Source organism: Bacillota bacterium (genome assembly GCA_024655925.1).
GTDB lineage: Bacteria > Bacillota > DTU025 > DTU025 > JANLFS01 > JANLFS01.
Genome location: JANLFS010000202.1, coordinates 1,476 through 2,444 on the forward strand (window position 1 = coordinate 1,476; position 969 = coordinate 2,444).

Here is a 969-nt window from a genome sequence, read left to right on the forward strand (position 1 = left end):
TGATATGCCCGTGCGCTTCTGTGAACTGGGAACGGTTTACCGGTACGAGAGATCGGGTGTGCTGCACGGGCTCTTGAGGGTGAGAGGGTTCACCCAGGACGACGCCCACATCTTCTGCCGGCCTGACCAGCTGCGGGACGAGATAGTCGGGGTGATCGACTTCGCCACCTACATGCTCCGGAGCTTCGGGTTCAAGGAATACGAGATCTTCCTGAGTACCAGGCCTGAGAAGTCTGTGGGAACCGACGAGAACTGGGAGAGAGCCACCGGGGCACTGAAAGAAGCCTTGGAGGGGCACAATCTCTCATACACTATCGATCCCGGGGAAGGGGTCTTCTACGGGCCCAAGATCGACATCAAGCTCAGAGACGCTCTGGGAAGGCTCTGGCAAGGCCCCACCATCCAAGTGGACTTCAACCTCCCGGAGAGGTTTGACGTGACCTACATCGGAGAGGATGGAGAGAAGCACAGACCTATCATGATCCACCGCGTCGTGCTGGGGAGCATGGAGAGGTTCATGGGTTGCCTGATCGAGCAGTACGCAGGGGCCTTCCCGGCCTGGCTGGCCCCGGTCCAGGCCAAAGTCATGACCATAGGAGACCGGCACGTGCCTTACGCCAATGAGGTGGCTGCTGGCCTCTCCAAGCGAGGTTTCAGAGTCGAGTCCGACCTGCGCGCCGAGAAGATCGGCTACAAGATCCGCGAGGCTCAGATGGACAAGGTTCCATACATGCTGATCGTTGGGGACAAAGAGGTGGAGTCCAGGACAGTCTCTGTAAGGTCCCGGTCGGGTGGGGACCTCGGCCCTATGACACCCGAGGAATTTGGCGGAAGGCTGGCTCAGGAGGTTCAGGAGAAGTCGTTCGTCTGATTGTGTCTTGCAGGAGTGTCTACTGGGAAGCAGCACTTCCGCGAGGCATGAGAGCCAACTGGAGTGGAGATGTTGGGGGCGATGATCCGGGAGCGACT

General features: G+C 59.2%; 1 protein-coding gene. It reads left to right on the top strand.

What is annotated here, in order from left to right; genetic code table 11:
• On the top strand, positions 1–871 hold an 871-nt coding region (gene thrS, locus NUW23_16055), incomplete at its 5' end, for a threonine--tRNA ligase (GenBank protein ID MCR4427663.1).
• Positions 872–969 lie beyond the last annotated feature (98 nt).